The 25,189-nt window shown below is 66.1% G+C and carries 22 protein-coding genes; 13 read left to right on the top strand and 9 right to left on the bottom strand.

What is annotated here, in order from left to right; translation table 11 throughout:
• Positions 1 to 12: 12 nt before the first annotated feature.
• Positions 13 to 1,839 carry a penicillin-binding transpeptidase domain-containing protein gene (locus G7Y29_RS06780; protein WP_165002546.1) on the top strand — a complete coding sequence of 609 codons (1,827 nt, stop codon included), beginning with the start codon at positions 13 to 15 and terminating at the stop codon, positions 1,837 to 1,839.
• A gap of 24 nt (positions 1,840 to 1,863) precedes the next feature.
• Positions 1,864 to 2,751, top strand: a complete 888-nt coding sequence (gene map / locus G7Y29_RS06775; protein ID WP_413228007.1) for a type I methionyl aminopeptidase — start codon at positions 1,864 to 1,866, stop codon at positions 2,749 to 2,751.
• A 61-nt stretch (positions 2,752 to 2,812) separates the two neighbouring features.
• On the opposite strand, the gene G7Y29_RS06770 is transcribed toward map, so the two are convergent.
• The 4 genes from G7Y29_RS06770 to G7Y29_RS06755 form a co-directional block, all read right to left on the bottom strand.
• Entirely contained in the window at positions 2,813 to 3,217 is a 405-nt protein-coding gene (locus tag G7Y29_RS06770; RefSeq protein ID WP_165002544.1) for a hypothetical protein, read from the bottom strand.
• A 50-nt stretch (positions 3,218 to 3,267) separates the two neighbouring features.
• Positions 3,268 to 3,684 carry a hypothetical protein gene (locus tag G7Y29_RS06765; protein ID WP_165002543.1) on the bottom strand — a complete coding sequence of 139 codons (417 nt, stop codon included), beginning with the start codon at positions 3,682 to 3,684 and terminating at the stop codon, positions 3,268 to 3,270.
• 305 nt (positions 3,685 to 3,989) lie between these two features.
• Positions 3,990 to 5,390 carry a mycothione reductase gene (mtr, locus tag G7Y29_RS06760; RefSeq protein ID WP_165002542.1) on the bottom strand — a complete coding sequence of 467 codons (1,401 nt, stop codon included), beginning with the start codon at positions 5,388 to 5,390 and terminating at the stop codon, positions 3,990 to 3,992.
• Positions 5,390 to 6,385 carry an alpha/beta hydrolase gene (locus G7Y29_RS06755; RefSeq protein ID WP_165002541.1) on the bottom strand — a complete coding sequence of 332 codons (996 nt, stop codon included), beginning with the start codon at positions 6,383 to 6,385 and terminating at the stop codon, positions 5,390 to 5,392. The genes mtr and G7Y29_RS06755 overlap by 1 nt, the downstream gene beginning before the upstream one ends.
• A 228-nt stretch (positions 6,386 to 6,613) precedes the next feature.
• On the opposite strand from G7Y29_RS06755, the gene mqo reads away from it, so the two are divergent.
• Positions 6,614 to 8,113, top strand: a complete 1,500-nt coding sequence (gene mqo / locus G7Y29_RS06750; RefSeq protein ID WP_165002540.1) for a malate dehydrogenase (quinone) — start codon at positions 6,614 to 6,616, stop codon at positions 8,111 to 8,113.
• Positions 8,114 to 8,116: 3 nt separating this feature from the next.
• On the opposite strand, the gene G7Y29_RS06745 is transcribed toward mqo, so the two are convergent.
• Complete coding sequence (locus G7Y29_RS06745; protein ID WP_165002539.1) at positions 8,117 to 9,310, bottom strand: protein adenylyltransferase SelO family protein; 1,194 nt, start codon at positions 9,308 to 9,310, stop codon at positions 8,117 to 8,119.
• Between the two features lie 24 nt (positions 9,311 to 9,334).
• Between G7Y29_RS06745 and cobA the strand changes: the two genes are divergently transcribed.
• Both cobA and G7Y29_RS06735 read left to right on the top strand, forming a co-directional pair.
• Positions 9,335 to 10,075 carry a uroporphyrinogen-III C-methyltransferase gene (gene cobA, locus G7Y29_RS06740; protein WP_165002538.1) on the top strand — a complete coding sequence of 247 codons (741 nt, stop codon included), beginning with the start codon at positions 9,335 to 9,337 and terminating at the stop codon, positions 10,073 to 10,075.
• Positions 10,059 to 11,009, top strand: coding sequence for a class I SAM-dependent methyltransferase (locus G7Y29_RS06735; protein WP_165002537.1), 951 nt, complete (start codon positions 10,059 to 10,061; stop codon positions 11,007 to 11,009). Before cobA ends, G7Y29_RS06735 begins: the two co-directional genes overlap by 17 nt.
• Here the strand turns inward: G7Y29_RS06735 and G7Y29_RS06730 are convergent.
• Positions 11,002 to 12,117: an ATP-binding protein gene (locus G7Y29_RS06730; protein ID WP_165002536.1), complete on the bottom strand. Its 1,116-nt coding sequence runs from the start codon at positions 12,115 to 12,117 to the stop codon at positions 11,002 to 11,004. The two genes, G7Y29_RS06735 and G7Y29_RS06730, sit on opposite strands and share 8 nt — an antisense overlap.
• A gap of 558 nt (positions 12,118 to 12,675) precedes the next feature.
• Between G7Y29_RS06730 and G7Y29_RS06725 the strand changes: the two genes are divergently transcribed.
• Complete coding sequence (locus tag G7Y29_RS06725) at positions 12,676 to 13,608, top strand: hypothetical protein (RefSeq protein ID WP_165002535.1); 933 nt, start codon at positions 12,676 to 12,678, stop codon at positions 13,606 to 13,608.
• Here the strand turns inward: G7Y29_RS06725 and yaaA are convergent.
• Positions 13,592 to 14,305 carry a peroxide stress protein YaaA gene (yaaA, locus tag G7Y29_RS06720; RefSeq protein WP_165002774.1) on the bottom strand — a complete coding sequence of 238 codons (714 nt, stop codon included), beginning with the start codon at positions 14,303 to 14,305 and terminating at the stop codon, positions 13,592 to 13,594. The genes G7Y29_RS06725 and yaaA overlap by 17 nt on opposite strands.
• Before the next feature lie 31 nt (positions 14,306 to 14,336).
• Between yaaA and G7Y29_RS06715 the strand changes: the two genes are divergently transcribed.
• On the top strand, positions 14,337 to 16,121 hold the full coding sequence (locus tag G7Y29_RS06715; protein ID WP_165002534.1) for a proline--tRNA ligase: 1,785 nt from the start codon (positions 14,337 to 14,339) through the stop codon (positions 16,119 to 16,121).
• A gap of 142 nt (positions 16,122 to 16,263) precedes the next feature.
• Positions 16,264 to 16,761, top strand: coding sequence for an LppP/LprE family lipoprotein (locus tag G7Y29_RS06710; RefSeq protein ID WP_235933428.1), 498 nt, complete (start codon positions 16,264 to 16,266; stop codon positions 16,759 to 16,761).
• 6 nt (positions 16,762 to 16,767) lie between these two features.
• Here G7Y29_RS06710 and G7Y29_RS06705 read toward each other — a convergent pair whose 3' ends face one another.
• Together G7Y29_RS06705 and G7Y29_RS06700 are read right to left on the bottom strand one after the other, a co-directional pair.
• Entirely contained in the window at positions 16,768 to 18,687 is a 1,920-nt protein-coding gene (locus G7Y29_RS06705) for an MMPL family transporter (RefSeq protein WP_165002532.1), read from the bottom strand.
• A 21-nt stretch (positions 18,688 to 18,708) separates the two neighbouring features.
• Positions 18,709 to 19,521, bottom strand: a complete 813-nt coding sequence (locus G7Y29_RS06700; protein WP_165002494.1) for a hypothetical protein — start codon at positions 19,519 to 19,521, stop codon at positions 18,709 to 18,711.
• Between the two features lie 31 nt (positions 19,522 to 19,552).
• Here G7Y29_RS06700 and rimP point away from each other — a divergent pair, with 31 nt between their 5' ends.
• From rimP to rbfA, 5 genes are all read left to right on the top strand, one after another.
• A complete protein-coding gene (rimP, locus tag G7Y29_RS06695; protein ID WP_165002531.1) occupies positions 19,553 to 20,089 on the top strand; it encodes a ribosome maturation factor RimP in 537 nt (178 codons plus the stop codon).
• Between the two features lie 12 nt (positions 20,090 to 20,101).
• Complete coding sequence (nusA, locus tag G7Y29_RS06690) at positions 20,102 to 21,127, top strand: transcription termination factor NusA (protein ID WP_165002530.1); 1,026 nt, start codon at positions 20,102 to 20,104, stop codon at positions 21,125 to 21,127.
• Between the two features lie 141 nt (positions 21,128 to 21,268).
• Positions 21,269 to 21,601, top strand: a complete 333-nt coding sequence (locus G7Y29_RS06685; protein WP_165002529.1) for a YlxR family protein — start codon at positions 21,269 to 21,271, stop codon at positions 21,599 to 21,601.
• Positions 21,602 to 21,706: 105 nt separating this feature from the next.
• On the top strand, positions 21,707 to 24,640 hold the full coding sequence (infB, locus tag G7Y29_RS06680; protein WP_165002528.1) for a translation initiation factor IF-2: 2,934 nt from the start codon (positions 21,707 to 21,709) through the stop codon (positions 24,638 to 24,640).
• A gap of 111 nt (positions 24,641 to 24,751) precedes the next feature.
• Entirely contained in the window at positions 24,752 to 25,186 is a 435-nt protein-coding gene (rbfA, locus tag G7Y29_RS06675; protein WP_165002527.1) for a 30S ribosome-binding factor RbfA, read from the top strand.
• Positions 25,187 to 25,189: the final 3 nt, after the last annotated feature.

Here is a 25,189-nt window from a genome sequence, read left to right as displayed (position 1 = left end):
TATTTTCTTGGCATGAATCGCGCCGCCCCGCTTATCGCCGCTCTCGCGGTAGGCACCGCTGGGTTGGTGGCCTGCACGCCGCGCCCGAACGATGCCGAGCCCACCGCGAGCTCGTTCCTCGAGGCCCTCGCAGCGCAGGATTACGGCGAGCTCGCCACGCTTATCGACGACCCCTCCAACGCAACCGATTCCATCCGCGCAACGTGGGAGGGACTCCAGGCCGAGGGAGCAGACATCACGTTGACCGAGGTTAGCCAGCAAGAAAACCTCGCGACCGCCCGGTATTCGGTGAACTGGGATCTGCCGCGGGATCGCGCATTCTCCTACGACGCCCAGATGACGCTCACCCAGACGGGCGGGGAGTGGACCGTGCGTTGGCAGCCCTCCGTTCTCAACCCGCGGCTCGGCGCCCACCAACACCTCGAGCTTCGTGCCGAGCCTGCGAAGCAGGCAAGTGTCGTGTCCTCCGACGGTGCGGAGCTTCTCTCGCCCGGTGTAGCGCACCGCATCCTTGTCGATACCGCTGCGATGACCACAGAGCGCGACACCGCAAACCGGATCGCCGCAGCTTTGGCTTCCGCCCACGACGCCGACCCCGCCGTGCCCACCCGCGACGCGGTGCAGCTTGCTGACGAGCTGGCGGCTGCGACCGGCACCTACTCGGTCGCGGTGGTTCCCGCAACCGCGCAGCCCCGACTCACTGACGCTCTGGATGACGTCGCCGGTGTACGTCTCAACGAGGAGGCCGCGATGGTCAACGCGGACCCGACCTTCGCCCCGGACATCATGGCGCGTGTCGGAGAGCTCGTTCGCGACGATCTCGAGGGCGCGGCCGGCTGGAACGTCAGCGTGGTCAACGAGCACGGTGCGGCCCTCGAGCAGATCGCGGGCGAGGATCCGGAGCCGTCGCCCGCGCTGAAAATCAGCCTTGACCACACTGTGCAGCGAGCCGCCGAGAAGGCGCTCGAGCCGCTGGCGGGGCAACAGGCGATTATCGTGGCCATTCGGCCGTCGACGGGCGGGGTACTCGCCGTCGCGCAGACCCCAGCGGCTGACCGCGAGGGAAACCTCGCCACGATGGGCCAGTACCCTCCGGGTTCGACGTTCAAAATCATCACTGCCGCCGCGGGTCTGCAGCTGCAGGGGTTAGATCCCGGTTCGACGGTTCCGTGTCCGGGCACGATGAACATTTACGGCAGGGTGGTCACCAACTACGCCGGGTTCGCACTGGGCAACGTTCCGTTGGAAACAGCCTTCGCCCGCTCGTGCAACACCACGTTCGCCGATATCTCCACGAAGCTTGAGCCGGGACAGCTCGCGGACGTCGGTAAGCGATTCGGACTCGGCGTGGACATGACAATTCCCGGCCTGGACACCATCACGGGTTCGATCCCCGTCGGCGAGGAGCCGCTCGACCGCACCGAGGCCGGTTACGGCCAGGGCCACGACCTCGCCAGCCCCTTCGGAATGGCGCTGGTGTCCGCCACCGCCGCGCGCGGGACCATGCCGGTGCCGTACCTCATCGATGGTGAAACAACCGAGACTGAGGACGTGGCTGCGCCCGATCCGGAGGCCGTCGCCAAGCTGCGGCAGATGATGTCGGCCGTCACCGCGCCAGGTGGCACAGCTGCGGGCATGCATGCCGGCGGGGACATCCGCGGCAAGACCGGTGAGGCTGAGATCAACCAGGGGTCGCACGCATGGTTCACCGGATACCGAGCAGACGACGACATTGCGTTTGCCACGCTTATCGTTCTAGGCGGTGGTTCGCAATCCGCCGTTGCCGCCACCGACCGAATGCTCCGTAGCATCGACGAGGCCAGGGGAGCGGGCGGTTAAAAGCCCGCGGTGGCGGGGACTACCATGGTGCGCATGAGTCAACGCGCAATGATCCGCCCAGGCAAACCCACTCCGATCCGCACCGTGCCGGATGCGATTGAGCGACCGGAGTACGCGTGGAAGGACTCCGTGCAGGAGAACGTGGGCGAACCGCACGTCCAGACTCCCGAGAACATCGAGCGCATGCGTGAGGCGAGTGCCATCGCCGCCAACGCCCTTCAGGCTGCGGGCGCGGCGGTGGCCCCCGGCGTGACCACCGACGAAATCGACCGCGTTGCGCACGAGTACATGCTCGACCACGGCGCGTACCCATCGACGCTGGGGTACCGCGGGTACACGAAATCCTGCTGCGTCTCGCTGAACGAAATTGTCTGCCACGGTATCCCGGACACCACCGTGATTGAGGACGGGGATATCGTCAATATCGACGTCACCGCCTACAAGAACGGCGTCCACGGTGACACCAACGCCACATTTCTCGCCGGTGACGTAAGCGAGGAGCATCGCCTGCTTGTGGAGCGCACCGAGGAAGCCATGATGCGCGGCATCAAGGCCGCCAAGCCTGGCCGCGAGATCAACGTCATCGGCCGCGTCATCGAGTCCTACGCCAAACGCTTCGGCTACACCGTGGTCACCGACTTCACCGGCCACGGTGTCGGCACCACCTTCCACAACGGTCTCGTCGTTCTGCACTACGATTCCGACGCCTACCGCGATGTGCTCCAGCCCGGCATGACCCTGACCATCGAGCCAATGATCAACCTCGGAGAATTGCCGTACACCGTCTGGGACGACGGCTGGACCGTGCAGAATAACGACGGCAAGTTCACCGCCCAGTTCGAGCACACCATTCTAATCACGGAGAACGGCAATGAGATCCTGACCCTGCCGAGTGATCTCGCGGGTCAGTAGAAAATGGAAAGCCTCCCTCGGAAAGAGGGAGGACTGCAGGAATTCACATCCCGGATGAAACTTAAAGAGCGGGCATCTTGATGATGCCGTTGAAAGCTGCCCAGTTGAAGCCCGCGATCACGAGGCCGATCAGGGCGCCGATGCCAGCAACGACGGTGGAGTCGATCCAGTAGCGAGCCCACTGCGGAACAGCTGCCACGTCGATCTCTTTGCCGAAGGCGTCGGTGGCAAAGAACGGATCCTGCTCATCGTCGAAGAACTTAGAGGAACCATTGTTGCTAGAAAGGCCTGCGAAGCCGTCGGAGGAAACCTCGCTGGAGGCCTTATCGCCGTCCTGCTCACCAGCGAACACGACAGAGTCGGCGGTGGTGGTTGCTGCGTCCTTTGCGGAAGCGGCGGCGACGCCACCGAGGGTGACGGTCATTGCCGTCGCGGTGGCGATGGCTGCGGTGCGGAGATTGCGCATTGATTGTCCTTCTTTCTGGAGGTGTGGGGAGTTTAGCGGAAATCCGCGGTTCAGAACGGACCGAAGACGACGAAGTTGTACGCCGGGCCGACAACGAGGCCGATGAGGGCGGAAACGGCGGCGAAGATTGAGACTCCGAAGAACGCCTTAGCCCACGCGGGCTGGGACTCGAAAGAAGGGACACCCTGGGCGTTGTCGGAAGAGCCGAAGAGAGCGCGACCGTCTGCACCATTGGCGACGACATTGCCGTCCTCATCAACCGTCCATGCTTCTAGGTCGTGACCAAGTTTGGTCGAGGAACCACCAGTGGCCTTGGTGTCGGGGCGCTCGACTTCCTTGATTGGGGTGGCGGTGGTGGTGGCGGCCGGGGTCGCCGTTTCGGTCTGTGCGGTTGCCACGGCGGTGGTGCCGAATGCGATCGCAGCGGCGGTTGCGCCGGCGAGTGCTGCCTTGCGGAAATTACGCATGAAACGAAATCCTTTTCTGATAGTTCCTGTCGAGACAACTCGGGGCGAAAACGTTGCCGCTACCGGCCGGTGGGGCCGAAACCGAACGCGAGCCTGTGGACTCCGTCCCGGTGTCGTGATGAACCTTAACGGATATTTATCAGGGACGCATAAGATAAATTCGATATCATTAGCAGGAAGCTACAATCCGAGTTGCGGTTCTCAAACAGGATCTCACACACGTCTCAACCCGCAGGTGAAGTGGCTAGAGGTCCCCAATCTCTTATGAATAATAATGGCACCCTTTGCTACCCCTATTCGGGTGACTAGACTTCAGGGAACTTGAGATCCAGGCCGAGAATCGCGTTTTCCGTCACCTCAGGTAGTGCGGGGTGAATCCAATACTGTCCGCGCGGCATCGTGCGCAAGTCAATACCGTGCGCGAGGACCGTGATCATCTGCTGGATGAGCGTGGATGCCTGCGGACCCATATAATGGGCCCCCAACAGTTTGCCAGTTGAGCGGTCTGCAACTAGCTTCACAATGCCGGTGGAATCCTCGAGTCCCCATCCGTATGCCACGTCGCCGTAATTCTGGATCTTCGCTGTCACGTCGAACCCCGCGTCGACCGCTTCCTGTTGCGTGAGTCCCACCGTGGCTATCTGTGGGTGGGTGAACACTGCAAACGGCACGTTCTGGTGCGGCATCGCAACCATGTCGTCCGGGTGGAGGATGTTGTGGCGGACCGCGCGGGTCTCCGCGTTAGCGACGTGCTTGAGCTGGAACGGCGAGGAAATGTCACCCAGCGCCCACACGCCCTCGGCCGAGGTGCGGCCGAACTCGTCCACGGCGACCTGCGTCCCGTTCGTTTCAACGCCTGCCGCGCCCAGGTTGAGCTGATCACCATTCGGCACGCGGCCCGTGGCGATGAGGAGCTTCTCAGACGTGACGGTGGAGCCGTCGTCAAGCGTGAGCGTGGCCGAGCTGTCATCACCCTCGGCTTTGACCACGGTCCGCCCCTTGTGCACCTCGTAGGTGTCGTCCGCGATCCTGTTGAATGCCGCGGTGATGTCCGCGTCGAGAGCGCGCAGGAAGGGAGAGCGGTTGACGATACGCACCTTCGTGCCCAGTGAGTTGAAAATGTGCGCGAACTCCATGGCAATGAAGCCGCCGCCGACGATTGTCAGGCTCTCCGGCTGGTGCTCGAGACGCATGATGTCGTCGCTGGTGTGTACGGGGACATCGGCGGCCCAGTCGGGCACGAAAGGGCGGGCACCGGCGGCGATGATGATGGTGTCACCGGTGATAACTTTCTCCTCGCCGCCCTGGCCGGTTTTCAGGGTCTTCGGGGCGATAAAGGACGCGTGCCGGTCGTATACCTCTACATTGCGGCTGGCTTCGCTGCGGCGATACTCCTCACCGCCCGCGGCGATGAGGTCGATGCGGTTGGTGAAGATTCGCTCCTTTATCGCCTGCCAGTTCGCGCTCCTGAACTCGGTGTACAGTCCCAGTCGCTCCGAATTCGCGGCGTCGAACGCGGTGTCAGCAGCAAGCACGAACATCTTCGTCGGGATACAACCCACGTTCATGCATGTGCCGCCGAACCTGCCTTCCTCGATGATGGCGATGGACCAGTTGTCGAAGTCGGGGGTCGGGATCGAGTTGCCCGATCCGGCGCCGATGATAATCAGGTCGTAGTGGGCGTCCGCGGTGTAATTGGCAGCCATCAATTCTCCTCTTCGGTTTTCGTGCGGAGGTCACCCAGCCACGTATCCGCCGCAGCGAAGGCGGCTTCGCGGGCATGGCGCTCTGAGAGGAACACGTCGTGGCGGGCACCGTCGATGACCCCCACGGTACTGTCCGGGCTCAGAGTAGGCGCCCAGCGCCGGATCTGAGCTACGTCGAGGACGGTGTCTGCCGTGTCGGCGGCGGGGGAGTAAGGCTTGCTCAGGTATGAATGCGACGACACAAGTGTGAGCATGGGTACACCGGTGTTGACGCCGGTGTGGATGCGCTTGTGGCCCTCGAAGATTGCTCGCAGCCAGCCCAGATACTTGGGGTGGCCCTCAACCGGCTTCATGGTGGTGTCGAAGGCCCACTCGCCGTGGGCGGTGGCGGAAATTGACTCGCCGTAGGTGCCGCCCCCGGCGTTCGGCAGCAGGATCGAAGGCAGCCGCTTGCCCAGGAAATTCACCACCGGGCGCATGACCGCCACCGCGAGACGCGGGTACTGCATGTCCAGCCAGGGGCTGTTGAGAATGATCCCGGCAATCTTCGCGTGGGCTGCCGGGTCATTCCGGCGGACGTCGTCGGCCCAAAGTGCAATGATGAGTCCCCCGGTGGAGTGAGCGAACGGGATAACGGAACCGTGCCGGGAAGTGAGCAACTCGGTAGCGAGCGTGATCTCCGGGAAATACTGGCTCAGATCAGTGGCGTAGTGCCACCGTTCGTCACCTGTGCGCGCGCGGCCGCAGCCGCGGAGATCGAGGGCATAAAACGGAAACCCCTGTTGCACGAAGTGCTCGGCAACGTGTGTCTGGAAGAAGTAGTCGGACATGCCGTGCACCCACAGTAGCGCGGGTTTGCCGGTCGGCTCGTCGGGCAGCGCGCGGACGAGGACCGCCTGACCGTCACCGAACTGCAAGGTAGTGGATTCGTAACCGGCGCCGAGGAGATCCTCGGACCACTCCAGATTGTCAAACTTCCCAGGATTGCTCTCCATGCCCTCGATAGTAGGCGGTTCGCCTCGCCCTCATGGCCATCCGTGCGTGAGCACTAAGAGGGGCGAGCCACGTTACCGGTAGGGCTACCGGAAAGCGTAAGGTGGTGGGTCAAGCCGGGATTTGTGGTCGGCGCGGACGTGGCGCCCAGAAATGCCGGGAACAATTGTGTGAGCGCGTCGAGCCCGCCCACTGCAACAACTGAAGCCCTAGTCGAAGAGGATGAATGGATGTCTGAACAAGGCAATAAGAGGTTTAGCGATGAGACGGATGTCCTGCTCATCGGTGCCGGAATCATGAGTGCGACCCTGGGTGCGATGCTTCGCCAACTCGAACCGAACTGGTCTCAGGTTGTGTACGAGCGCCTTGACGGGCCCGCCCAAGAGTCGTCCTACCCCCTCAACAACGCAGGTACGGGACACTCGGCGCTGTGCGAGCTGAACTACACGCCTGAGAAGAACGGCAAGATCGACGTCTCCAAGGCGATGGCGATCAACGAGAAGTTCCAGCTTTCGCGCCAGTTCTGGTCCCACCAGCTGGACCACGGAGTGCTGACGTCCCCGAACGACTTCATCAACCGCGTTCCCCACATCTCTTTCGCGCAGGGTGAGGAGCAGATCGACTACCTGCGCCGCCGCTACGACATTCTCTCTGCGAACCACATGTTCCCGGAGATGCACTTCACCCGCGACGAGGCCGAGTTCACAGAGAAGCTGCCACTCATGGCTGACGGCCGCGACTTCGAGGCGGAACCGGTCGCCATTTCGTGGACCGACACGGGCACGGACATCGATTACGGCTCTTTGACTAAGCAGTTCCTCAAGGCTGCCGAGGAAGAGGGCACCGTGGTCCGCTACGGTCACGAGGTCAAGAACATTAAGCGCAACGGCAAGTTCTGGGAAGTCACCGTCCGTAACGTCCACACTGGTGACAAGCACGTTGTCCGCGCCCGCTTCGTCTTCGTCGGCGCCGGCGGTTACGCCCTTGACCTGCTGCGCAAGGCCGGCGTGCCCGAAGTTCGCGGTTACGCTGGTTTCCCAATTTCCGGTATGTGGCTACGCACCACCAACCCGGAGCTGGTTGCGCAGCACCAGGCCAAGGTGTACGGCAAGGCCAAGGTGGGAGCCCCGCCGATGTCCGTGCCGCACCTCGACCTGCGCGTTATCGACGGCGAGCAGTCCCTGCTCTTCGGCCCGTACGGCGGCTGGAGCCCGAAGTTCTTGAAGAAGGGTTCCTACCTCGACCTGTTCAAGTCGATCCGCCCGGACAACATCCCGTCTTACCTGGGTGTCGCCGCCACCAACGTCGGTCTGGTCAAGTACTTGGTCGAGGAGGTGTTCAAGGACTTCGACGGCCGCCTCGAGGTGCTGCGCGAGTACTTCCCGGCCGCCGATGGGAAGGACTGGGACACCGTCGTCGCCGGCCAGCGCGTGCAGGTGATCAAGCCCGCGGGTGCCCCGGCATTCGGTTCCCTTGAGTTCGGTACCGCGCTGGTCAATGACCAGGACGGAACAATCGCCGGCATCCTCGGCGCCTCCCCAGGCGCGTCGATCACCCCAGCTGCAATGCTCGAGCTCCTCGAGCGCTGCTTCGGCGAGCACATGATCGACTGGGCTGACCAGCTCCACGAGATGTTCCCGACCTACGGCACCTCCCTCAAGCGCGACGCTGCCGCATACCAGTCCCAGTGGGAGCACACGCAGAAGGCGCTTCAGCTCGAGGAGAACTAGCGCTTACGTTCCGCAGTAGGTGATGAACGGATCATCACCTTCCGACCCCTTCATCCACCATGGGCCCGCCTCGGGGTTGAAGGGGTCGGTTACTGCGTTTAGGAGCTCAAAGTAGCGGTTGTAGTCGCCGTCGCGCTCGGCGTCGGTGATGGCGCGCTGCAGCATCTGGTTGCGAGGGATGAAGATTGGGCCCTCGCTGTGCTGCCTGTTGAAAGTGGTGATGTCGGTGGCGGTCGCCAACTGCTTATCGACGCCCGCGAAATGCATCTCCCAGTAGTAATCCCACCGGTTTTGAATGTTGCCGAGCACCTCGCGGGCGCTGTCTTCTCCCGTCAGCGGCAGTAGCGCCTCGGCGAGGCGCGTGAGGTTCCAGGCGATGATGTTGGGCTGGTTGCCGAAGGCGTAGCGGCCGGCTGAGTCGATGGAAGAAAACCGTGCGCTGCCGACGAAGCGCTCGGTGAACGCGCACGGGCCGTAGTCGATCGTCTCGCCCGACAGTGCCGTGTTGTCCGTGTTCATCACACCGTGGACGAATCCGATTCGCATCCACCGCACCACCAGTTCAAGCTGGCGGTCCATGACCTCCGAGAGCATGCGGAGGGGCGTCGCAAAGCCCGCCGCTTCGACGACCGCGGCGATCAGATCTTCAGATTGCGTGGCCGCGTACTGCACAGAACCGACCCGCAGGTGCGAGGCGGCGACGCGGACGACAATCCCGCCGGGGACGTAACCCTGCTGGCGCAGGACCCGCTCGCCGGTGTCGAGCACGGCCAGGGAGCGGGTGGTGGGGATGCCGACAGCTTGCATGAACTCGCATACGAGGTATTCGCGCAGCATCGGGCCGATCGCGCCGAACCCGTCGGAACCGGGACGGGAAAACGGGGTGGGTCCGGAGCCCTTCAGCTGGATCTCGCGACCGCCGAGGTCGCCGAGCAGGAGCGCGCGGCCGTCGCCCAGCAGAGGCACGAACTGGCCGAACTGGTGGCCCGCGTAGGCAGTGGCGTGCCCTCCGGCAGCACCAGCGAGCCAGGCCACACCGTCGTCGGTGCGCAGCCAATCGGGGTCGAGGCCGAGCTCGCGTGCCAGCGGTTCGTTGAGCACGACCAGCCTCGGCGCGGCGAAGTCGGCGGCGCGCGCCTCGACGGCCATCTCGGGAAGTTTCTCGGCGAACGTGTGGGCAAGCGTAGGGGCTGACATGACTCCACCCTAGACTTGGTGGCCATGAGCACAGGAGAAGTCACCCTCGTCGGCGGCGGCCCGGGCGACTGGGACCTGCTGACCATCCGGGGGTTGCGTGCGCTTGAAGCCGCGGACGTCATCCTCACCGACCACCTCGGGCCAGCTGCGCAGCTGGACGAGTTTCTCGACGTGTCGGGCAAGGAGCTTATCGACGTCTCCAAGCTGCCCTACGGCAAACAAGTCGCGCAGGAGCGCATCAACGAGCTTCTGGTTGAGCACGCGCTGGCTGGCCGGAACGTGGTCCGCCTCAAAGGCGGTGACCCGTACGTGTTCGGCCGCGGCTTCGAGGAGGTCTCTGCGTGTGCGACAGCCGGTGTGCCGTGCTCGGTCGTGCCGGGCGTGACCAGCGCTATCTCCGTTCCCGCAGCCGCGGGCATCCCGGTGACTCAACGGGGGATGACGCACGCGTTCACGGTTGTCTCGGGGCACCTGCCGCCGTCACACCCCTCGTCACTGGTGGACTGGCCGGCGCTGGCGCGCGTGGGCGGGACGATCGTGGTGATCATGGGGGTGCGCAACGCCGGCGCCATCACGCAGGCGCTGGTCGCCGCGGACCTTGCCCCGGACACCCCCGCCGCTGTGATCCAGGAGGGCGAGACCGCCGCGCAGCGCGCGTTCTATTGCACCGTAGGGGAGCTGGCGGACGTGATGGACGCCAACCACGTCGCCGCCCCCGCCGTCTACGTCATCGGGGAGGTGGCCGGCCTTGCGCGCGCTCGATAGCCTAATCCTGTCCGTCGCGTCATTGGACGCCGATGTAATCCTGGTGTGCGACGACCCCACCGGCGACCTGCTCTCCGCAGCTCTTGCGACCGGCAAACCCGTCCTCTTCCTAGACGGTGACTACCACCGCAGCATGGCCGCCCGGGACGCCGGGGCCCGCATTGCGGGGGACACCCGCCTCGACGAGTTCCTCGCCGGGTCCTCCGGCTCAGCCGTCGCCGTCGGCGAGATGCCGAAGTCCCTGGGCCGGCTCGACTACCTCGCGCGCTCCATCGCGGGGGCCGGGTACTCCTCGGCAACGCTGGTCCTCGGGGCGAACAACAAGCACCTCACGCGGTCCACGAACGCCGTGCTGGGGGAGTCCTTCACCGACGTCGCCGCGTCGCTGGGCCGCGGAAAGTTCCGCTGCCTCGTCGCCACCGAGCCACGCGCGGTTAACTACACCCCGGTGGAGTCGAACGGGCTTGTCGCGGTCGGTGGTGTGTTCTCGGGCGCCAAGCCCGACTTCGGCGGAGAACTGCTACGCGCTACGCTTCCCGCCGCGCTGGGCCGCTTCCTCGACCTTGGTTGCGGCAACGGCTCCGTTTCCCGCGCGCTGACCGGGGACATCACGGCGACCGACTCAGACGCTGACGCTGTGCTCTCCGCCCGCGCCCTGGGTCTGAACTGCACCTGGGACGACGCGGGCTCGCAGTTCCCGGACGCCTCCTTCGACACCATCGCGCTGAACCCGCCGTTCCACGACGGCACCACCGTCGACTCCACACTCGTCCAGCACCTTCTCGACGCCGCCGCGCGCCTGCTCGCCCCCGGCGGCACCCTCTACCTCGTGCACAACTCGCACCTGCGCTACCGCGGGGACGTCGAGAAGCGATTCGCCCGCGTCTCCCAGGCCGCGCGCAACGACAAGTTCACAGTGCTGCGCGCTAGCTGATGCGCCGCGGTTTCTGCTGGTTGCGCAGGTACTCGCCCAGATACGGCTGCGCGAACTCAACTTCGCCCCACCCGGCCGGCACAATCAGGTCGCGCTCGATCAGCTTCCCCCGGGTATCAGACAAGCTTGTCGACGGCCTGTCCAACGCCACCCCCAAATCCTTCGACGTGATCTGGGCGCGGCCCGTCTGAGCCTCGATGTGCGCCATGGCGTCGAGGTATTCGCGCTGGCGCGGGGGGACGTCGCGAAGCGAGGGCTGGTGGACCTGCGTGCCCAGCCTGGCAATGGCCTCGCCGCGCACCGCCTCGACCGCGTCGAGCGTGATTGGCCCGTCCGCCTCCTCCCATGCGAGGTAACCGACGAGCTGCACCAGGTAGGGGTAGCCCTGCGTGATGCGGCTCGCGGCCTGGGCCGCGTCGAGTTCGAACACGCGACCCGCGTCTCCGGCCGTCTGCAGCAGGGTGGTGGTGGCGCTGTCGAGAGTGAGCGGTCCGAGCTCGTAGTGGCGCGCGCGGCGCAGGAACGTCGCGCCGGGCAGGTCGAGCAGTTTGTTGACGCCCTGGGTCAGGCCGGCCATGGCGAGCGCGATCTCGGCGTCGTCGCGAACCAGGTCTTGGTAGGCCACCGCGATCTGGGTGAGCTCGTCCGGGTTCGCGTCTTGGACCTCGTCGATGGTCAGGAGCACGCCCGTGCCGTGGAGCTTGCCCAGCAGCTCGTGCAGCCGCGTGACCAGACGCGGGGTTGAGTCCTTCTCGGTCAGCTCGCTTCTCACCCCGCCCAGGCCGGCGATGTTGAAGCCGGTCAGCTTGCGGTCTGATTCGGGATCGAGCCGCTCGATCGCCTCTGGGATCGCGGAGTTCGTCAGGGTCTCGGCCATACCTTCGCGCCCGGACGCCCGGACCACGATCCAGCCCTGCCGCTTTGCCTCGTCCTCCAGCTCGGTGAGCAGCACTGTCTTGCCGATTCCCCTGGAACCGGAAATGATGACGCTGCGGTGCGGGTCACCGGGGCCGTTTTTCAGAGCGCGGTGGAATTCGTCGATGACGGCCTCGCGGCCGGCCCAGACGCGGGGGCTGGCTCCGAAGGTGGGGCGGAAGGGGTTGGGCATGTGGGTAAGTTTACCTGATTGATAAATTGATAAACCGTGCGGGTTGATAATTTGATAATCCCGCGGTTGGTGCCTGGCCTGCCTACCCCTTACGCCCCTTACGCCCCTCCGGTTCCTTCCGCGGTGCTCGGTTTGCGGTGCTCAGTTTGTAGTGCTCAGGTTGATGAGCGTGTGGCGCAAAACCCCAGGTCGCGGAAACCCGGAGATGTTTCGTTGAGCACTGCAAACGCAGCACCCGAAACCGGGCACTGGTTCGACTCTGCGGGGAATACCTTTCTTGCACCGTCGCCCGACCCGGCCGCGGTGCTCGTTTTGCAGTGCTCAGGTTGATGAGCGTGTGGCGCAAAACCCCAGGTCGCGGAAACCTGAAGATGCTTCGTTAAGCACCCCAGACGCAGCACCCCAGACGCAGCACCCCAAACCCAATTAGACCGCACGAGGCCGGCCCAGGTTCCCGACGCCCAGCAAAACCCTCCAAAACTGTGGATAGACCCGGCGCAATCCACAGCCCGCGCCACCAAGGCAGCAAACACGCCCACGCTGCGCCAGCCTGAAACCATGGACAACAAACGAAAGACCGAGCTGCTCGGGGAAATCGGGTTCACGCGAACGATGAAGAACAGCGACCACGCGGCGCTACGGGCCATCGCCCGGGGAGACTTAGTCAGAATCTCGTCAGCGTTTGTGTGCAGGCGCTCTACATTCCAGGAGCTCAAACGGCATGAGCGGGAATGGCTCAGGGCTTGGGCGGTCGGAAACTCAGTGAGGAAGGCCGTGTTAGGTGGCAGGTCGGCGGCACGGATCATCGGAATGCCGGTCCTCGCAACGACAAAGGAGGACGTTGAATTGATCCCAGCGACGGGCAAGAGGCCGTCGACAAGCAAATGGCCGAGCGGATGCGTGTACGTCGGCGGTAGTTACCGCGTAGATGAGTTTGAGACGGTCGATGGCCTGCGGGTGACTGCGGAAATTCGCACCGGGATCGATATCGCGATCCGAAACGGTTTTCGTGAGGGACTCGTCGCCATGGACTGGCTGTTGGGGCGTCATCCGCGCGCGAATGTCCAGTTCGAGATCGCGCGGCTGGGCAGGCGCAAGGGGATTGGGTGGGCGCGGGCCGCGCTGGCGCATGCGGTTGGCAACGTCCGGTCGCCGTATGAAAGTTACGCGCGCGCGATCCTGATTCAGAACCGGATTGGGCCGATCCGGGTCAATGCGCCAGTGGGTAAGTTTGAGGTCGACATGTTGATCGGTGACCGGGTCGTCTCTGAGATCGACGGCGATGTTAAATACGACGGCGCAACGTACGGCCGCACCGACGACGTCCTGCGCAAAGAACGGGTTCGCGAAAAGCGGTTGCTTAACGACGGCTACCTCGTACGCCGCCACAGCCCTAGCGACGTGCTCAACAACGAGGCTCAATACGTCGGAGACATCCGGGCGGCCTGTGCGCTTGCCGCCATCGGGGCACCCGTCACACAACCAACGTGACCTGGGCGCCCGCCACCTCGACGGTCATCCCGGCGTCTCGCGCGACGTCAGCGACATCATCCACCGACGAGACCGCGGGCCCCAGCGCGAGGACACGCGCCAGCTCACCTTTGTAGTGCTTGTTGAAGTGGCTGACGACTTTCCGGGTGCCGTTATCAAGCACGGACTCCGCGCGCACAGTCACCGCGCCGGGCACGGGCCCGAGCTTCTCGTAGGTGCCGGAGCGCAGATCGACCACGAATGGCTCAGCAGACAGGGCCGAGGTGATCAACTCGCCCCAGCGCGCTTTCATCGTCGGCATCGAACCGCCCGGGGCCGGCACTTTAGAACCGCCGGAGAGCCGGTAGCGGGGGATCAGGTCGCCCGCGCGCACGACGCCGAACAGGGCGGACCCGATAGCTAGGCGCGACCACGCCGCCGGCGGCAACGAGTCGGCTCCCAGAGCGTCGTACAACACCCCGGTGTAGCGGAACAGGGCCGGCATGACGGGAGCGGAGCGCAGCGTCAGGTTCTCCCGAGCCTCCTCGATCTTGGAGGCGGGCAGCTTCAGCGACGACATCATGTCGGGGAGGGAGAGCGTGGACAGGTCGTCGAGAAGCGAGCTGCGCACAGGATCGAGCGACGGGAACGAGACCTGCATGGGCCCCTGCGACCCGCCGGGAGCTTTGGTTTCGGAAGGCGGCAGCACGATCAGCATGCGCACCACCCTAAAGGATATGATGTTGCGCATGATCACACGCCTGACCGAGCTGTTCCTGCGCACGCTGCGCGAAGACCCCGCCGACGCCGAGGTGCCCAGCCACAAGCTGCTCGTGCGCGCAGGCTACGTGCGCCGCGCCGCGCCGGGTGTCTACTCCTGGCTGCCGCTCGGGCTGCGCACCCTACGCAAGATCGAGGCGGTCGTGCGCGAGGAGATGGACGCGATGGGTGCCCAGGAGCTGCTGTTCCCCGCGCTGCTGCCGCGCGAGCCATACGAGCAGACCAACCGTTGGGCCGAGTACGGTGACGACCTGTTCCGCCTGAAGGACCGCAAGGGCGCGGACATGCTGCTCGGCCCGACGCACGAGGAAATGTTCACGTCCACGGTGAAGTCGATGTTCTCCTCCTACAAGGACTTTCCCGTCACGCTGTACCAGATCCAGACGAAGTACCGCGACGAGGCCCGTCCCCGCGCGGGCATCCTGCGCGGCCGCGAGTTCGTGATGAAGGATTCCTACTCCTTCGACATGACCGACGCGGGCCTCGAGGAGTCCTACGCCAAGCACCGCGCGGCCTACCAGCGCGTGTTCGACCGCGTGGGGATCAGTTACGAGATTTGCAAGGCCACCTCCGGTGCGATGGGTGGTTCGGCGTCCGAGGAGTTCCTTGCGTACTCCGACAACGGCGAGGACACCTTCGTCATTTCCTCGGCGGGGGACTACGCCGCCAACGTCGAGGCCGTGGTCACCGTCGCCCCCTCGGCGAAGCCGATCGACGGCCAGCCGGAGGCGCGCGTGTACGAGACGCCGCAGTCCGAGACCATCGAGGCGCTGGTCAACTGGGCCAACAGCGAGGGCCTGCTTGTCGACGGCCGCCCCGTCACCGCCGCCGACACCCTGAAGTGCATGGTGGTCAAGGTCGACGACCCGCGCCTGGTGGGCGACGATGGCGAGCCCGTCGGCCCGCGCCTGGCAGGTGTGTTGATCCCGGGCGACCGCGAGCTGGACGAGAAGCGCCTCGAGGCCTCCCTCGCCCCGGCAACCTTCGAGCTGGCGAGCGAGGAGGACTTCAAGAACTCCGCTTTCTTGGTCAAGGGGTATGTCGGCCCCCGCGCGCTGATCGCCAACGGGGTGCCGGTGTACGCCGACCCGCGCGTCGTGGACGGCTCCGCCTGGATCACGGGCGCGGACGAGAGCCAGCGCCACGTGGTCGGGCTCGTCGCGGGCCGCGACTTCGAGGTGGACGGATTCGTCGAGGCCGCCGAGGTGCGCGAAGGTGACCCCTCGCCGTCGGGCAACGGCACCGTGAAGCTCGCCCGCGGCATCGAGCTGGGCCACATCTTCCAGCTGGGCCGGAAGTACACCGAGGCGATGGACGTGCAGATCCTGGACGAAAGCGGCAAGCGCGCCGTGCCCACGATGGGGTCCTACGGCATCGGCATCTCGCGGATGATGGCGGTTGTGGCCGAGCAGCGCCACGACGACAAGGGCCTGGTCTGGCCCGTCGCCATCGCGCCGTACCAGGTCCACGTCGTGGTGGCGAACAAGGACGCCGCAGCGCTCGAGGCCGGCGAGACCATTGCCGCGGAGCTCGACGAGGCCGGTCTCGAGGTGCTGTTCGACGACCGCCCGAAGATGTCTCCCGGAGTCAAGTTCAAGGACGCCGAGCTGCTGGGCATGCCGTTCATCGTCATCCTCGGCCGCTCGTTCGCGGACGGTATCGTGGAGCTGCGCATCCGCGACGGGGAAACCCTGGAGGTTCCCGCCGCCGAGATCGTGGGCAAGGTACGGGACTTGGTCGCCGCAGGGCACTGATTTTCAAGGGGAGATGAGCGTGGGGTTTACGAAACGCCGGGGGCGTAAGGCCCCCGCTGCAGCGTGCGCGTTGGTTGCAGTTCTCGGTGTAGCGGGGTGTTCGGCCGCGCAGGACGGGGCGCAACCCGCTGCGGAACCGACGGTGACGACGAAGACCACCACGGAGTTCACTACGGTGCCCGCCACCACAGGCGGCACGCCTTCGGCGGAAACCCCCACCGCCGCGGCCGCGCCCGGCGGGGCGGAGTGCGGGTCCGACGACGCTGAGACGGCGATCCGGTCGAACATCGGCAAGCTCCCGCAGGAGCAACATCCGTGGGATCCCGATACCGCGTTTGCGGGCTACGACCCCTGCGCGAATCTGTCGTGGGCTGTGGTCACCATCGAGGGAGGCACGGCGTCCTCGCCGTACCAGATCATGCTGTTCCACAAAGGCGACTATCTCGGAACCGCCACCCTCGACTCCTTCGGCTTTGCCCCCGGGGTAACGCAGGTGGACGATTCGACGATCGACGTTGTCTTCCGCCACCCCGAGCCGGGCGACACCAACGCGGACCCGAAGGGCCGGAACTACGCGACGTTCACCTGGAGCGACGCGGAGCATCGCGTGATCATGACCGGTGACGCCCCCGCCAGCTAGATCTCCCTAAATCTCCGCGCGCCGCGCCGCCGGCCACCAGAACTTCTCTCCGAGCAGCTGCACCACCGCGGGCACCACGAGGCTGCGCACGATGAGGGTGTCGAGGAGGACGCCCAGGCAGATGACGATTCCGATCTGCGCGAGAACCACCAGGGGCAGGACGCCGAGGGCCGCAAACACGGCCGCGAGCAGGATCCCGGCGGAGGTGATCACCCCGCCCGTGGTGGACAACGCCGACAGGATGCCGCGGCGCGTCCCCAGTTCGTCGGAGTCCTCGCGCGCCCGGGTGACCAGGAAGATGGTGTAGTCGATGCCGAGCGCGACGAGGAACACGAACGCGTAGAGCGGAGTGGTGGAGTCGAACCGCTCGAAGCCGAAGACGTGGTGCGAGACCCACCATCCGATGCCGAGCGCCGCGACGTTGGTCAGCAGCACCGACGCCGTCATCACCAGCGGTGCGACGAGGGAGCGCAGCAGGACGATCAAAGAGAGCAAGATCAGCGCGAGGACGACGGGAAAGATCAGGGCGCGATCCTCGGCCGCGGCCTGCTCCGTATCGTAGAGCTCGGCGTCGAGCCCGCCCACCTTCGCATCCGTGCCGCCGAGCGCGCCCCGGATCTCCTCGGTCGTGCCGCCGGAGACCCGCAACGTCCCGTCGTCCGAGCCCATCACGCTCAGGCCGGCACTCTCCAGTGCGGCGGTAGCGGCCTCGGCGTCGCCCGTTGCGACGATGGCCGGGGTAGCCGACATGTCGGGAAACGCCTCGGACAGGGTGTCGGCCGCCGCGATGGATTCCGGCGTGTCGATGAACTGGTCCGACTGGGTCAAGCCGGTGGTGATCTGCAGCGCGCCGATGCACATCACGCCGAGCACCGCGAGCGAGGACGTAAGGACCGCAGCGGGGCGCGCCGCGACGAAGGCGCCGACCGCGTCAAACACGCGGTGCTCCGTGGTGTCGCCCTCGCGCGGCGTTTTCGGCCAGAAGATCCAGCGGCCGAAAAGGACGAGGATGCCCGGCAGGACGAATGCCCCGAAGAACAGCGCCACCGCCACGCCGTAGGCCGCCGCCGCCCCGAGCGCGCGGGTGGTGGGGGTGTGGGAGAGCAGCAAGCAGAGGACGCCGATGACGACGGTGGCGGCGGAGGCGACGATCGTGGCCACGGTCGGCCTCCACGCGCGCGCCATCGCCGCGAATCTGTCGCTGGTGCGGGTCAGCTCGGTGCGGTAGCGCGAGATCAACAGCAGGGCGTAGTTGGTTCCCGCGCCGAAGACCAAGACCGAGAGGATCCCGCCGGTGGACTCGTTCCACTGCATTCCGAGGGCGTCGAGGACGCGCGTGTACGTCGCGGACACCAGCCTGTCCGCCACTCCGATCACCACCAGCGGGATGATCCACAAAATCGGGGAGCGGTAGGTGGCAACGAGCAAAACGGCGACGATGGCGGCGGTGACGGCGAGCAACGTGACGTTCGCGCCGGAAAAGACGCCGGAGAGGTCGGCGTCGATGGCGGCGGGGCCGGTGACCTGCGACTGGACCCCGTCCGGCAGCCCGTCGGCGGCGTCTGCGCGGAGCTGCTCAACGGCCTCGACGTTGCCGGTCAAAGACTCCGATTCGACCTCGACGGGCACGATCGCGGCATCGCCCGCCTCGTTCGGGATCAACGGCCCGCCGAGCTTGTCAGCCTTGTCGGCCAGCGACGGCAGGGCGTCGGGGCCCAACCCGGTGAACAGGACGATGGCGGCGGACGAGTTCTCCTCGCCCGAGGAGGCGCGCTGCGCGGCGACCTCTGTCGAATCGAAGCCGTCCGGCAGCATCGCGGTGGGGGAGTTCGGCGCCTCGATCGGGCCGAGGCTGATGAAGAACACGGCGAGGGCGATGAGCCCCAGCGCGGCCCAGCGGAGGAAACGGGTCAGTTGAGCGGTCACCCCGCCAAACTACAACACGCGTCAGACGCGCTGCGCGTGCGCGGACAGTCCGATGGCGGCGTCGCGCCATTGACTGCCGGTTGCGTCGCCCGCCGCGCGGCGGAGCTCGGCGACGGTGTCGGCGTGCAGGCGCTCGATAAATGCGGCGGCGGAGTCGGCGTCGTACGGGGCCGAACCGTCGGCGAATTCGTAGCCGGGCAGCGGTTGCGGGACCTCGCCAGTGGGCTCGAGCGCCGCGGCCAATGCTTCTCGACGCTTATCCGACGCGCCCCGCAGCTCGTCCACGCGCTCGTCGACAGCCTCATCCCCCCACGCCGTGGCCATACCGAGGCCGTATTCCAGAACGTACTCGCGCCGCAGCGCTTCCCGGGCGGCGTCCAGATCAGCCGCGGGCGCGTCGGACACATTCAGTCCATCCAGGTTCACCGGGGCGAGCGCGACCGTGTCCACGGCCTGCGACACCACGAGGTCGACGGAATCATCCGGCACCTTGTCGGCCGCGTCGACGGCAGACGCGCGCACCTGGTCAACCAACGCGCCCACGTCCACTGCGCCCGCCGGAAGGTCGGCGTCGCCGTAGGTGACGCGGCAGGTCGGCGGCGTGGCGCCGTCGGGGTCGGTGCCGCACAGGCGCTGGGCCTCCGCCACGAGTTGGTCGGCGTGGGCGGCGCGGAGGTCGTGGGCGGCGGGGGCGTCGACAAGCGAAGACTCGTCCGCGGACGCCTGCTTGGCCAGCGCCATGATCTCGCCGTTCGCGCGCGGGCCCACGACATCAAGCGCCGTGCACGAGGTCAACAGAGCGGCGGCGGGGACGATCGCGAGCAGTCTTTTCACGCCGAAAACCGTACACGATAGGCTTGCCCACATGGCATTTCCTTCAGTTGATGAACTGACGAGCATGATTACCCCGGTCGCCGCCGCTCACGGGATGGACGTGGAAAACGTGCGCACCGTCGCGGCCGGCAAGAAGTCCCAGGTCGTCGTGGCCCTCGACTCGGACTCCCACCCGACCCTCGATGAGCTCGAGGCGGTCAGCAACGAGCTCAGCGAGCTTTTCGACGCCCGAGAGGACGCAGGCGAGGTCAACTTCGGCGCGGGGTACACGCTCGAGGTCACGACCCCGGGCGTCGACCTGCCGTTGACGCTGCCGCGGCACTGGCGGCGCAACCGCGGGAGGATCGTCACCGTTGGTGGCAGCACCTTCCGCGTCGGCGCGCTGGACGGCGGGGAGGACAACGTCATCCTCGTTGACGCCGGGACCAAGAAGCCCCGCACCCGCGTGCACGCCATTTCCGGATTGTCGGGCGCGGTGGTAGAAATTGAGTTCAACACACCGCCCGCCGCCGAGATGGAGCTGGCGGAGCTCTCGTTCGACCAGGCCAGCGAGACCGCGGCCGACTGAAAGGTATAACAAGTGAATATTGACCTCAACGCGTTGAAGGCCATTTCGACCGAGCAGGGCATCGCCGTCGATGATTTGCTGAAGACAGTCGCGGGCGCTCTGCTGTGGGCGTACCGCGACTACCGCGACACCTCGGCGGGGGAGAGCGAAAAGGCCCGTGTAGAGATCGATGCCAAGACCGGCGACGTGTCCGTACTCGTTGCCGAGCTTGACGCCGAGGGAGCGGTCGTCTCGGAGTACGACGACACCCCGGTCAACTTCTCCCGCATTGGGGCGCCGACGGTGCTCGACGCGATCAAGAAGCGCGTCCGCGAGGCCGAGGCAGGCCGCGCGTTCAGCGAGTACTCCGAGTTCGAGGGCCAGGTCGTTTCCGGCGTCGTCCAGCGCGACGTCAACGCCGAGTCCCGGGGCCTCGTTGTCGTCGAGCTGGGAACCGAGGCGGATTCCCAGGACGGCATCCTGCTGCCCGCGGAGCAGATCCCCGGCGAGAAGCTCACCCACGGCGACCGGATCAAGGCTTTCGTCGTGGGCGTGAACAAGGGCGAGCGCAAGGTGCAGATCAACCTCTCGCGCACCCACCCTGAGCTTGTGCGCGGGCTGTTCGCGCTCGAGGTGCCCGAGGTGGCGGACGGCACGGTGGAGATCGTCGGCATCGCTCGCGAAGCGGGGCACCGGTCGAAGGTCGCGGTGAAGGCCACCGTGAAGGGGGTCAACGCGAAGGGCGCCTGCATCGGCCCGCGCGGTGCGCGCGTGACCAACATCATGGAGCAGCTCGGCGGGGAAAAGATCGACATCATCGACTACTCCGACGACCCGGCGAAGTACGTCGGCAACTCGCTGGCACCTTCGAAGGTTGTGCGCGTCGAGGTCACCGACCTCGAGGGGCAGGCGGCACGGGTGACTGTGCCGGACTACCAGCTCTCCCTCGCAATCGGCAAGGAGGGGCAGAACGCGCGCCTCGCGGCGCGCCTGACCGGCTGGAAGATCGACATCCACTCCGACGCGGATGCCGCCGACGAGCCCGCCACCGGGGAGTAGGGCGCATCCCCGCGCGGCAGGGAGTACTGTTTTGCCGGTTTTTCGCGTAAGGTTAACTACGGCTTAAAACCGCAACCAGACGCGGGTAACTGGCGCCGTCCAGTACCCGCTGGGCAGCACGAGGCAAACGGAAGGGCGAGGATGACGCATAGCGCACGCACTCTGCAGTGCACCGCACCCATCCGAACCTGCATCGCCACGCGCGAGGCACACCCCGATGCCGAACTGCTCCGCATCGTGGCCGACCCTGACGGGTCGGGCAGGATCCTCGCGGATCCGTCCCGATCGCTGCCCGGTAGGGGAGCGTGGATCACTCCGACTCTGGAAGCGTTCGAGCTCGCGGAGAAGCGAAAGGCGTTTGCCCGAGCGCTCCGCGTGTCCACCCCCGTGGACTTAGGTCATGTACGGACGTACCTCGCGGGCCTCACTGGCGCCGCGAAAGACCCACACAAGGACAGGAAGACCGAACACTGATGAGTACGCAACCATGAAGCAGCATCAGCGATGAAAGTCGATGACAACGTCTAGGGGTCAGTAGCCGCCAGCACTGGCTCCTAGCAAACAATCTAGAGGAGACACGTGCCCGGAAAGCTACGCGTTCACGAACTGGCTAAGCAGCTCGGTGTAACAAGCAAGGACCTACTCGCCACCCTGAAGGATCAGGGCGAGTTCGTCAAAACCGCCTCATCCACCATCGAACCGCCGGTGGTGAAGAAGATGAAGGCGTTCTATCAGTCGGGCGGCGAAGGAGCCGCGGAGGGTCATAGCACCCCGAAGTCCGGCGCGCCTACCCCAGGTGCCCCGAAGCCGGGCGGCGCGAAGCCGTCCGCACCGAAGCCTTCCGGCGCCGCCAAGCCTGGCGCGCCGAAGCCGGCCGCGGCCAAGCCGGCGGCCGCCAAGCCGACGGCAGCGAAGCCGGCTGGGGGGAATGTAGACGCAGCCAAGGCTGGGACGGCCAAACCGGGTGCTCCCAAACCGGGTGCCCCGAAGGCCGCGCCCGAGGCACCGAAGCAGGCTGCCTCGCCGGCTCCGGCTCAGCCTGCGACATCCGCGCCGACCGAAAAACCCGCTCGACCGGGTAAGCCGGGAGCATCCGCGCCGAAGCCGGGTGCCCCTAAACCCCAGTCGCCTGCGGCTCCGACGCCGTCGGCTGGCGAGGGTGGTCCGACCCCGGGCGCGATGCCGCGTCCGATGCCGAAACCGGGCGGCCGCCCGCGCGTGGCCAACAACCCGTTCTCTTCCAACACCGGCGGCCCGCGTCCCGCACCCCGTCCGGGTGGCGGCCGTGGCGGTCAAGGTGGCCCCGGGGCTGCGGGTGGCCGTGGCCGTGGCGGCCAGGGCCAGGGCGGCGAGCGCGCAGGTCAGGGCCAGGGACGTCCCGCTGCTCGCCCGGGCGCTAAGCGTCCCTCCCCGGCAGACATGGCGGCGCACCCGTCGCCGACCCAGATGCCGACTAAGTCGGCTGCCGGCGGCCGCGGCCGCGGCGGCCAGGGTGGCCCCGGTGGTGGCCGTGGCCGCGGCGGCCAGGGTGGCCCCGGTGCTCCGGGTGGAGCAGGTGGCGGCTTCCGCGGCCGCGGCGGGCGTCGCGGTGGCACCGCCGGCGCATTCGGCCGCCCAGGCGGCGCACCCGGCCGCGGACGCAAGTCCAAGCGGCAGAAGCGCAGCGAGTACGAGGAGATGCACGCACCGAACCTCATCGGCGGCGTTCGGCTGCCCGACGGCGGCGGCAAGACCGTCCGCCTGCGTCAGGGCGCGTCGTTGGCTGATTTCGCCGAGAAGATCGGTGCGGAGGCATCGAACCTCGTGCAAGCTCTGTTCAACCTCGGTGAGATGGTGACGGCAACCCAGTCCGTGCCGGAGGAAACTCTGCAGTTGCTGGGTGCCGAGATCAACTACGACGTCCAGGTTGTTTCCCCGGAGGACGAGGACCGCGAGCTTCTCGAGTCCTTCGACCTTCAGTTCGGTGAGGACGAGGGGCAGGAAGAGGACCTCTCGTACCGTCCGCCGGTGGTGTCCGTCATGGGCCACGTCGACCACGGCAAGACCCGACTGCTGGATACGATCCGCAAGGCGAATGTCGGCGGCGGCGAGGCTGGCGGCATCACCCAGGGCATCGGCGCCTACCAGACCACTGTCACCCTGGAGGACGAGCCACGCACGATTACCTTCCTGGATACCCCGGGCCACGAGGCGTTTACCGCCATGCGTGCCCGCGGTGCGCAGTCGACCGACCTGGCGATCCTGGTTGTCGCGGCCGATGACGGCGTGATGCCGCAGACCGTCGAGGCGATCAACCATGCCAAGGCGGCTGACCTGCCGATCGTCGTTGCAGTCAACAAGATTGACAAGCCCGAGGCGCAGCCGGAGAAGATTCGCGGCCAACTCACCGAGTACGGGATCATCCCGGAGGAGTACGGCGGTGACACGATGTTCGTCGACATCTCCGCTCGCAACAACACGGGTATTGAGGACCTTCTCGAGGCGGTTCTGCTGACCGCTGACGCGGCGCTGGACCTGCGCGCGAACCCCGACATGGATGCCCAGGGCCTCGCCATCGAGTCCCACCTCGACCGCGGCCGCGGTCCGGTGTCCACCGTCATCGTGCAGCGCGGCACCCTTCGCGTCGGCGACTCCATCGTCGTCGGCGGGAACTTCGGTCGCGTGCGTCGCATGGTCGACGAGTGGGGCAATGACGTGGAAGAGGCGGGCCCGTCCCGTCCTGTCCAGGTGCAGGGTCTCAACGGTGTCCCGGGACCGGGTGACAACTTGCTTGTGGTCGAGGATGACCGCGTCGCCCGCCAGATCGCCGCGCAGCGTGACGCCCGCAAGCGTTCCGCAATGCAGGCGCGCCGTAAGAAGCGCGTGTCCCTGGAGAACCTGGATGCGGCTCTCAAGGAGACCAGCCAGCTCAACCTCATCCTCAAGGGCGACAACGCCGGTTCGGTGGAAGCCCTGGAGGAGGCGCTGCTCAAGATCGAGATCGACGACGAGGTCGAGGTCAACATCATCGACCGCGGTGTCGGTGCCGTCACTCAGACCAACGTGGTGCTTGCCGCCGCCTCCGACGCCGTGATCGTTGCCTTCAACGTCCGCGCCGAGGGCAAGGCAACGGAGGAGGCAAACAACGAGGGTGTGGAGATCCGCTACTACTCGGTGATCTACCAGGTTATCGACGAGGTGGAGGCAGCTCTCAAGGGCATGCTCAAGCCGATCTACGAGGAGCGCGAGATCGGTGCCGCGGAGATCCGCCAGATCTTCAAGGCGTCCTCGGTGGGTCTCATCGCCGGTTGCATGGTTTCCGAGGGCAAGGTCAAGCGCAACGCGAAGTGCCGCTTGGTTCGCGACGGCAACGTCATCACCCCGGACGCGACGATCCAGTCGCTGCGCCGGGAGAAGGACGACGTCACCGAGGTGGACAAGGGCTACGAGTGCGGCATGGTGCTGTCCTACCCGGACATCCAGGTCGAGGACATCGTCCAGGTCTACGAGATGGTCGAGGTTCCGCGCACGTAAGGCGCAACTGGGCGTCGATACGCACGTGCCCCATCTCCCGCCGGGAGGTGGGGCTTTCCCACATGGTTAGAATGAGCGGGTACGAAAGTAGGCCCGAGTGAAGGAGATGACATGGCTGACAACTCACGCGCGCAGCGGCTGGCGAAGCAGATTCAGACGATCGTTGCGTCCGCCATCGAGCGCGAGGTGAAGGACGCGCGCCTGGAGCTGGTCACGGTCACCGACGCCCGGGTCACCGGCGACCTGCATGATGCGACGATCTACTACACGGTGCGCGGGCGCAACATCGACGACGAGCCCGATTTCGATCAGGCCGCTGAGGCCCTGCACCGCGCGCGGGGGCAAGTCCGCAAGATCGTGGGCGACCAGCTCAACGTGCGGTTCACCCCGACGATTTCTTTCGAGTTGGACACGGTTCCGGAGGCGTCGGCACGCATGGAGGAGCTGCTCAACCGCGCTCGCGCACGCGACGCTGAGCTCGCCCGCCTGCGCGAGGGTGCGAAGCCCGCGGGCGACGGCAACCCCTACAAGACGGTCGAAGAGTAGGTT

This window comes from Corynebacterium qintianiae (assembly GCF_011038645.2).
GTDB lineage: Bacteria > Actinomycetota > Actinomycetes > Mycobacteriales > Mycobacteriaceae > Corynebacterium > Corynebacterium qintianiae.
Note: the sequence above shows the minus strand (reverse complement) of the source record. Positions and strands in the feature narration are given on the sequence as shown.

Excerpts from the sequence above, each read along its gene's own strand:
- G7Y29_RS06780 (WP_165002546.1), top strand. The coding sequence starts at position 13 with ATGAATCGCGCCGCCCCGCTTATCGCCGCTCTCGCGGTAGGCACCGCT.
- map (WP_413228007.1), top strand. The coding sequence starts at position 1,864 with ATGGTGCGCATGAGTCAACGCGCAATGATCCGCCCAGGCAAACCCACT.
- G7Y29_RS06770 (WP_165002544.1), bottom strand. The coding sequence starts at position 3,217 with ATGCGCAATCTCCGCACCGCAGCCATCGCCACCGCGACGGCAATGACC.
- G7Y29_RS06765 (WP_165002543.1), bottom strand. The coding sequence starts at position 3,684 with ATGCGTAATTTCCGCAAGGCAGCACTCGCCGGCGCAACCGCCGCTGCG.
- mtr (WP_165002542.1), bottom strand. The coding sequence starts at position 5,390 with ATGGCTGCCAATTACACCGCGGACGCCCACTACGACCTGATTATCATC.
- G7Y29_RS06755 (WP_165002541.1), bottom strand. The coding sequence starts at position 6,385 with ATGGAGAGCAATCCTGGGAAGTTTGACAATCTGGAGTGGTCCGAGGAT.
- mqo (WP_165002540.1), top strand. The coding sequence starts at position 6,614 with ATGTCTGAACAAGGCAATAAGAGGTTTAGCGATGAGACGGATGTCCTG.
- G7Y29_RS06745 (WP_165002539.1), bottom strand. The coding sequence starts at position 9,310 with ATGTCAGCCCCTACGCTTGCCCACACGTTCGCCGAGAAACTTCCCGAG.
- cobA (WP_165002538.1), top strand. The coding sequence starts at position 9,335 with ATGAGCACAGGAGAAGTCACCCTCGTCGGCGGCGGCCCGGGCGACTGG.
- G7Y29_RS06730 (WP_165002536.1), bottom strand. The coding sequence starts at position 12,117 with ATGCCCAACCCCTTCCGCCCCACCTTCGGAGCCAGCCCCCGCGTCTGG.
- G7Y29_RS06725 (WP_165002535.1), top strand. The coding sequence starts at position 12,676 with ATGGACAACAAACGAAAGACCGAGCTGCTCGGGGAAATCGGGTTCACG.
- yaaA (WP_165002774.1), bottom strand. The coding sequence starts at position 14,305 with ATGCTGATCGTGCTGCCGCCTTCCGAAACCAAAGCTCCCGGCGGGTCG.
- G7Y29_RS06715 (WP_165002534.1), top strand. The coding sequence starts at position 14,337 with ATGATCACACGCCTGACCGAGCTGTTCCTGCGCACGCTGCGCGAAGAC.
- rimP (WP_165002531.1), top strand. The coding sequence starts at position 19,553 with ATGGCATTTCCTTCAGTTGATGAACTGACGAGCATGATTACCCCGGTC.
- G7Y29_RS06685 (WP_165002529.1), top strand. The coding sequence starts at position 21,269 with ATGACGCATAGCGCACGCACTCTGCAGTGCACCGCACCCATCCGAACC.
- rbfA (WP_165002527.1), top strand. The coding sequence starts at position 24,752 with ATGGCTGACAACTCACGCGCGCAGCGGCTGGCGAAGCAGATTCAGACG.